General features: G+C 68.1%; 5 protein-coding genes and 1 rRNA gene. 3 read left to right on the top strand and 3 right to left on the bottom strand.

Features of this window, described 5'->3' with window-relative positions:
* From rrf to AC1DH3_RS11870, 3 genes are all read left to right on the top strand, one after another.
* Positions 1-95 (top strand): 5S ribosomal RNA (rrf, locus tag AC1DH3_RS11880); the annotation flags it as partial.
* A gap of 220 nt (positions 96-315) precedes the next feature.
* On the top strand, positions 316-1,164 hold the full coding sequence (locus AC1DH3_RS11875) for an SDR family NAD(P)-dependent oxidoreductase (RefSeq protein WP_476909386.1): 849 nt from the start codon (positions 316-318) through the stop codon (positions 1,162-1,164).
* A 92-nt stretch (positions 1,165-1,256) separates the two neighbouring features.
* Entirely contained in the window at positions 1,257-1,559 is a 303-nt protein-coding gene (locus tag AC1DH3_RS11870) for an excalibur calcium-binding domain-containing protein (protein ID WP_476909385.1), read from the top strand.
* A gap of 202 nt (positions 1,560-1,761) precedes the next feature.
* Here AC1DH3_RS11870 and AC1DH3_RS11865 read toward each other — a convergent pair whose 3' ends face one another.
* From AC1DH3_RS11865 to AC1DH3_RS11855, 3 genes are all read right to left on the bottom strand, one after another.
* The gene (locus tag AC1DH3_RS11865; protein WP_441418557.1) at positions 1,762-3,585 is read right to left on the bottom strand and encodes a putative bifunctional diguanylate cyclase/phosphodiesterase; all 1,824 of its coding nucleotides are present in this window, start codon (positions 3,583-3,585) and stop codon (positions 1,762-1,764) included.
* Between the two features lie 187 nt (positions 3,586-3,772).
* Positions 3,773-5,932 (bottom strand): putative bifunctional diguanylate cyclase/phosphodiesterase, encoded by a 2,160-nt coding sequence (locus AC1DH3_RS11860; RefSeq protein WP_476909384.1) that lies wholly within the window; start codon positions 5,930-5,932, stop codon positions 3,773-3,775.
* Positions 5,933-5,967: 35 nt separating this feature from the next.
* Entirely contained in the window at positions 5,968-7,755 is a 1,788-nt protein-coding gene (locus AC1DH3_RS11855) for a putative bifunctional diguanylate cyclase/phosphodiesterase (protein ID WP_476909383.1), read from the bottom strand.
* Positions 7,756-7,939 lie beyond the last annotated feature (184 nt).

Below are 7,939 nucleotides of genomic sequence, written 5' to 3'. Positions count from 1 at the left end.
AAACGCCCGGTCCCATCCCGAACCCGGAAGCTAAGACCCACAGCGCCGATGGTACTGCACCCGGGAGGGTGTGGGAGAGTAGGTCACCGCCGGACAACCATTACAGCCAGGCCCCGACACACAGTGTCGGGGCCTGAGCCTTTTAACACACCAAGCACAGAGCTGAAGGTCTCCGTAGCAACCTGTGGAAGTGCGGGAGCGTGGGCAGGAACTTGCCACACCTGGGGGAGTGTTGGGTGGGGTGGAACACCTGCCGGCGCTTCAGCGTTGATTACTCTTGAGTAGCTTCTACTAAAAACCAACTCGGGAGATCCCATGACTGCACGGACCATCGTCATCACCGGCGCCAGCGACGGGATCGGCGCGTCCGCCGCCCGGACCCTCGCCGCACGAGGCGAGAACGTCGTCGTCGTCGGGCGTTCGGCCGAGAAGACCGAACGGATCGCGAACGAAATCGGCGCGGACTACTTCGTCAGCGACTTCGCCGACCTGGCGCAGGTGCGCCGGCTCGCCGCGCAGCTGCGGGAGAAGTACCCGCGGATCGACGTCCTGGCCAACAACGCTGGCGGCATCATGGGCACCCGGGAGCTCACGGTCGACGGTCACGAGAAGACCTTCCAGATCAACCACTTGGCACCGTTCCTACTCAGCACCGAACTGCTGGACACCCTGACCGCCAGCAAGGCCACCGTCATCAACACTTCCAGCGCCGCCAATTCGCTCTACGGCCGGCTGGACATCGACGACCTGGAGCTCGCGAACAAATACTCCGCCAATCTGGCCTACGGTAACGCGAAGCTGGAGAACATCCTCTTCACGGCCGAGCTGCACAACCGCTACCACGCAGCCGGTATCTCCACGGCGGCGTTCCACCCCGGCGTAGTGGCCACCAACTTTGCCGCGGACACCACCAGCCCGTTCCGCTTTATGTACCGAAGCTTCCTCAACCGGTTCATGCTGTCCCCGGAGCAGGGCGCTGACACCCTCGTGTGGCTTGCCACGGCCGTCCCGGGGCAGGAGTGGGTCCCGGGCGCCTACTACGCCAAGCGGGCGCTGGCGAAGGCCAACAAGCAGGCCTACGACGCGGAACTCTCCAGGGAACTGTGGGAGCGCAGCACCGCCATGGTGGCCCAGGACTCCGACAGGCTCGACCCCCGCGGTTGAGCCTCCTCCCAATGAACGGAATCGTGGGATAGTCTTTCCCTGCCCCTCGCCGACACGCGGCCGAGGGCTTCATATTGGGGGAGTGCTCGAAGGTGCGCCTGAAGAAACTGATGATTGCCTCGCTGGCTGCCAGCGCCGTCGTGCTGAGCGGCACCGCCGTGCCGGCGTCTGCCGCGCCTGCGCCGAAGTCATACAAGAACTGCACGGAGCTGAACAAGGTCTACCCGCACGGCGTGGGCCGCAAGGGCGCAAAGGACAAGACCACCGGCAAGCGGGTCACCACCTTCCGCGTGGACAACACCCTCTACGGCTACAACGACGGCGGCGCTGTCCGGCACCGCGGCGAGTACAACCTCGACCGTGACAACGACGGCATCGCCTGCGAAAAGCGCTAACCGGACCTTTGCGCCGGGGCCCCGCCTGTCGGCCCGCGGCGACGCTCCAGCCCAGTTCTTGGCACCGTCACAGGTGCACTCCGCGCCAACCCGGGCTACACCTGGCTGCCGGAGTGCTGCGGGAGGTTACAACTGGGCGGGAACGTCGGCCGCCGTGCTGCGGGAGCGTCACGTGCGCCGCCGGAGCTGCGGGAGCCGGAGGCTAGCCTGCGGCTTCGACCTTGTCGATCGCCGTCAGGGCGCTTTCCATCGTCCCGGCGAGGTCGCTGGCCGGGGCGGGCTTAGCAAACAGGTACCCCTGCAGCGAGTCGCAGCCCAGATCCATCAGGTACTTGGCCTGCGCCGGCGTCTCGATGCCCTCGGCCGTGACCTTCAGTCCGAGGTTTTGCGCGGCGTTGATCATGGTGCGGAAGAACGGCAGGTGTTCCTTGCCCGTCTTGATCATCGCCACGAAGGAACGGTCGATCTTGACCTTGTCCAGCGGCAGTTCCTTAAGCCGGCCCAACGTTGAGTAACCCGTGCCGAAGTCGTCCATCGCGATCCGGACGCCGGCCTCGCGCAGCTGTGCCAACTGCCGGAGCACGTCCGAATCGGCGTCGAAGAACACGCTCTCGGTCAGTTCGAGCATGAGCTGGCGCGGGTCCACCCCGGTGGAGGCGACAATGCCCAGCACGTCGGTGGCGAAGTCCCGGTGCTGGAACTGCAGGCCGGAGACATTCACGGCCACGCTGTACGCGGCGTCGCCGGCCAGCCAGGGCCGGATCTCGGCACAGGCGCGGCGCATGACCTCGTCGCCGATCTCGCGGATCAGGCCGCTCTGTTCGGCCACCGGCAGGAACTGGTTGGGCGGCACCAGCTTGCCGTGCCGCTCCCAGCGCGCGAAGGCCTCGAACTGCACCACGGCGCCGAGCCCGGGGGACACCACCGGCTGGTAGTGGACCGAGATCTGCCCCAGTTCCACCGCCTGCCGCAGGCCGGTCTCGCCCTGGGCTTTGTTGGCGGCCGTGTTCAGCATCTCCGGCCGGAACTGCAGCCAGGTGTTCTTCCCCGCCGCCTTGGCCGCCGTCATGGCCGAATCCGCCTGCCGCAGCAGTTCAGCGCCGTCGTGGGTCTCCGGCGTCTTGGCCGCCAGTCCCATGCTGACCGCGGGCCGCACCAGCGATCCGCCGATCCGTGCCGGGACGTACAGGGACTCGGAAATCCGTTTCGCCACGGCTCCGGCATTGAGGCACTCGGTCAGCAGCACCACGAATTCGTCGCCGCCCAGCCTGGCCACGGTGTCGTGCGGCCGGACGCAGTTGCGCAGCCGGCTGGCCACCTCCACGAGCAGCTCGTCCGCGGCGGAACGGCCCAGCATGTCGTTGTAGCTCTTGAAATCGTCCACGTTGATCAGCAGCACGTCCACCGGGTCCGGCCGGCGCAGCGCCGCGGCGAGGCGCTCGTTGAACAGGGTCCCGTTCGGCAGCCCGGTCAGCGTGTCCCGCAGCACGGCCGCCTTGAGCTGGTCGTCGTGCTCCGCGGGAGTGAGACGGGGAAGCACGCCGGTGGTGCCGGGCACCAGTTCTGCCTCCAGCGAGCCGAATGTCCGACGGCGGGGAGCGGCTGCCGCCGCGGCGGCACCCGCCGTGGCTCCGCCGTCGTGCGGGGTTGCGGGTGGTGTGGCGCCGGGGCGGGCCGGGACTCCCGGGCGCACGGAGACTGCGACGGTCCCGGCCGTGCCGGGCGCTGCCGGAAGCGCGGCGCAGGTGATTTGGACCGGGAACTCGGAGGCGTCGCCGCGGCGGCCCGCGCCGGTGAAGGGCGTCCGCCCGGCGCCGCCTTCCAGTCCGGCGAGGACCTTGTGGAAGTCCTCCCGTGCCGACTCGGCAAGCAGCATGCTGTAGTCGGCGCCCAGCAGTTGCGCCCGGGAATAGCCGAAGAGCTGCTCCGCGGCAGTGTTCAGGAAAGCGATGGATCCATCCGGGCCAAGCAGCAAGAGGGCGTCAGGGCTGTGCTCCAGCACTGTCTGTGCAAACGCTGCGTCCATGATGTGTACTGCCCCCAAAAGCGATGGATCTGTGAATGGTTCCGCGCACCGCCGGGAACCGGATTGGGTTCGCCGCGGCCGCGCCTGCTGAAATCATATGTGGTCGCTAGCACAGTCTCATGCCGCCCCGACAGTAATCGTGAAAGCGTGCGAATATGTCGTCCGGTCGCCCAGACAAGGGGCCGAACTAGAGCGCCACTGCCGGCTCCTGTAGGGCCGTGATGGCCTCCGCGGACTGTGCGACGGCCGCCGCCCGGCGTGCCCCGGGCACAGGGCGGGAGAAGAGGTAGCCCTGCAGGGCGTCGCACTCGTGTTCCATCAGGTACCGTGCCTGGGTGGGCGTCTCGATGCCCTCCGCCGTCACCCGCAGGCCCAGGCTGTGGGCCATGTGGATCATGGACGTCAGGATGGGAAGCCGCTCCTCGCCGGTGTGCAGCATGGACACGAACGACTTGTCGATCTTGACCGCGTCCACCGGAAGCTCCTGCAGGCGGCCCAGCGAGGAGTAGCCGGTGCCGAAGTCGTCCAGCGCCACCCGGATGCCCGCGGCGCGCAGGGTGATCAGCTGCTGGATGACGTGGGAGTCGGCGTCGAAGAACACGCTTTCGGTGACCTCCAGGACCAGCTGGTGCGGATCCACCCGGCTCCATGCGGCGATGTCCAGCACCCGCTCGGCGAAGTCCTTGTGCTGCAGCTGCACGCCGGAGACGTTGACGGCCAGGGTCCGCCCGGGGTCCTCCGCCAGCCAGGACTGCAGCTCGGTGCAGCTTTGCCGGAGCACCTCGGCCCCGATGTCGCGGATCAGGCCGCTGCGCTCCGCGGTCTGGATGAAGGCGTCCGGCGCCATCAGCACCCCGTCGCGTTCCCAGCGGGCCAGGGCCTCAAACTGGATCACCTCGCGGCGGTTCGTGGAGATTACGGGCTGGTAGAAGACGGTGATCTGGCCGAGTTCGACGGCGCGGCGCAGCCCCGCGGTCAGCTGCGTGCGTTCCAGCAAGGTGGCCAGCATCTCCGGCTGGAAGTGCACGTAGCAGTTCTTGCCTGCCTCCTTGGCGGCGTACATGGCCACATCGGCCTGCCGCAACAGCTCGGAGGAAGACATGTCCTCGGTGCCGCGCGTCGCCACGCCCAGGCTCAGCCCCGGGCGCATCAGGGTGCCCTCGATGGAGACCGGGGCGTTCAGCGTGGCCACGATCCGCTGCGCGACCGCGTCCGAATCGCCGCAGCCGACCAGCAGCACCACGAATTCGTCGCCGCCCAGGCGGGCCACGGTGCCGTGCGGGCCCACGCAGTTTTGCAGCCGGCGGGAAATCTCCACCAGCATCTGGTCCCCGGCGTGGTGGCCCAGGATGTCGTTGACTTCCTTGAAGTCGTCCAGGTCCAGCAGCAGCACCGCCACCGGTCCGGGGGACTCCAACGCGGCGGTGGCGCGTTCGTTGAACAGCATCCGGTTCGCCAGCCCGGTCAGCGGATCCTGGAACGCGAGGGCCTTCAGCTGATCAGCCTGCTGTGCCAGCTCGTCGAGGGCGCGGCGGGCCTGGTCCTGCGCCACGGTGCGGGAGGTGATGTCGCGGAAGTTCCAGATCCGGCCCACCACCTCATCGGCGACCTTCTGCGGGCGGGAATACAGCTCCACGGTGCGGCCGTCCTGGAACTCGAGGACGTCGTGGCTGTGCAGCTCGTGGTTGGCGTAGAGCTCGGCGACCTTGGCCTTGAAGCAGTCCGGGGCAACCAATTTCTGGGCGATGAATTTGACCAGGGCGTAGGCGTCCTCCTCGGCGAGGATCTCCCGCGGCATGTCCCACAGCCGCAGGTACTGTTCGTTGACGCCGGTGATCTGGCCGGTGTTGGACACCACCACGATGGCGTCCGCCGTCGTCTCCAGCGTCGCGTCCAGGAGCGAGACGGCGCTGCGCCGGCCGGCGTCGTGGTCCTGGCGGTGCGTGGTGTCGCGGACTGCGACCGCCACCGACGTTCCGGCCGGCGTGGTCACGAGCGAGCAGGTGATTTCCAACGGCAGTTCGCGGCCGTCGCGGTGCAGCCCGAGGCCGGGGAAAGGCCTCGTCCCCGACGTCCCTGCGCGGCCGAGCCGGCTCAGAACCCGCAGGAAGCCGCCGCGGTCGTCCTCCACCAGCAGCCGGTTGTGCGCGACGCCGATCAGCTCCTCGCCGGAGTAGCCGAACAGGCGCTCCGCCGCGGGATTCAGATAGGAGATGACCCCCTCCGTGGTGAGTTGCAGCAACGCGTCAGGGCCCTGCGTCAGCAGGGTTTCCGCCAATCCTTGTTCCACGTCGATGCCAGCCCCCGGGCGTTCGTCACTCGAATCCACCGGCAGGGCGGTGGTCATTAAACTTCAAGCATCATAGGGCCATGAGACCCAAATCACAGCACCGACTGCGTTTGGGCGGCAGTGTCGTGGCGCAATGCGGTGATGGTCCGGGCCGACGCCGAGAGCGCAGCGGGCAGACCGGTCGCCGGTTGGGGCCGGGAAAACAGGAAGCCCTGGAGGGAATCGCATCCGCGTCGCATCAGGTACTCGGCCTGTTCCCGGGTCTCGACGCCTTCAGCGGTGACGGTCAGGCCCAGGCCGTGGGCCATGTCGATCATGCAGTTCAGGATGGGGAGCTCCTCGGTACCGGCGTGGATCAAGGCGACGAAGGACTGATCGATCTTGAGCGTGTCCACCGGGAGGTCCTGCAGGCGGCCCAGCGAGGAGTAGCCGGTGCCGAAGTCGTCCAGCGCCACCCGCACCCCGGCGCCACGGAGCTGCACCAGCTGGCGCTGGACCTGGCAGTCGTCGTCGAAGAAGACACTCTCGGTGACCTCCACGACCAGCTGGTGCGGATCCACCCCGCAGGAGCCCGCGGTCGCGAACAGCAGCTCCGGGAAGTTGCCGTGCTGGAGCTGCACACCGGAGACGTTGACGGCGAGGGACCGGGTGGGGTCCGCGGAAAGCCAGGGCTCCAGCTCCGTGCAGCCGCGCAGCAGGACCTCGGTGCCGATTTCGACGATCAGGCCGCTGCGCTCCGCGGCGGGAATGAACTGATGCGGCGGGACGAGGGCACCGTCGCGTTCCCAGCGGGCCAGCGCCTCGACCTTGACAACGGTGCCCAGCCGGGCGGAGACGATTGGCTGGTAATGCACCGCGATCTCCCCGCTGTCGACCGCGGTGCGCAGCCCGGCCTCCAGGTCGGTGCGCTCCAGCAGTGCGGTCATCATTTCCGGGCGGAAGCGCAGGTAGCGGTTCTTGCCGGAGGACTTGGCAGCGTACATGGCGATGTCGGCGCGGCGGAGCAGCTCGGAGGCATCGACGGCGTCTTCGCTGATGGACGCCAGCCCCAGGCTCAGGCTGGGCCGCAGCATGGTGCCATCAATCCAGACCGGCAGCTTGAGGGATTCGACGACCCGCGCGGCGGCCGCGTCGGCGTCGAGCGACCCGACCAGCAGGACCACGAATTCGTCGCCGCCCAGCCGTGCTACAACGTCGTTGGGCCGGACGCAGGCGCGCAGCCGGCGGCCGACCTCGATCAGCATCTGGTCCCCGGCATGGTGGCCGTGGATGTCGTTGACTTCCTTGAAGTCGTCCAGGTCCAGCAGCAGGACGTCGACGGCGGTCCCGTAGGGTCCGGCCAAGGCGTGCGCCAGACGGTCGTTGAAGAGCTGGCGGTTGGAGAGCCCGGTCAGCGGATCCTGGAACGCGAGGGTCTTCAGCTGGCTGGCCTGCTGCGCGAGGTCCGCCATTGCCTGGTTGATCTGGTCCTGGGCTCGCCGGGCCGCGGTGACGTCTCGGAAGCTCCAGACGCGGCCCACCACGCGGTCCTCGACCTTCTGCGGGCGGGAATACCGTTCAAAGGTCCGCCCGTCGCGGAAGCGCAGCACGTCGTGGCTCTCGGCTTCCGGATCGGCGTAGAGGGCCGTGACCTTTGCGAGGAACTGCTCAGGGTCCGTGAGCTGGCCCAGGACGAAGCCCATCACGGACTCGTCGTCGCCGGTGTCCACGAGTTCGCGGGGGATGCCCCACATCGAGAGGAACTGGTTGTTGACGGAGGAGATCCGGCCCTCGGCACTGACCACGAGGATGCCGTCCGCGGTGGATTCCAGTGTGGCTGAGAGCAGGGACATGGCTTCGCGGAGCCGGGCGTCCTCCTCGGGGCGCGCTGAAGTGCTCACGCGGCCGTAACCGGACAAATATGAGACCAACGATGCTGCATTCTGAATCCTCCCCTCAGAAATCATAGGGGGCGAAGAACGGGCCCAGCGCCACGGCGCGGGCGTCCGGCGGGTTGCCGCGCTCCCGCTGGGGCCGGGCCGCTCAGTCCGGGCCGCTGGGTCCGGGCCGCTGGGTCCGGGGGCG

The sequence above is a fragment of the Arthrobacter sp. 05L428 genome (assembly GCF_056397665.1).
The sequence above is the reverse complement of the archived record's forward strand: the minus strand, read 5'-3'. Positions and strand labels throughout refer to the sequence as shown.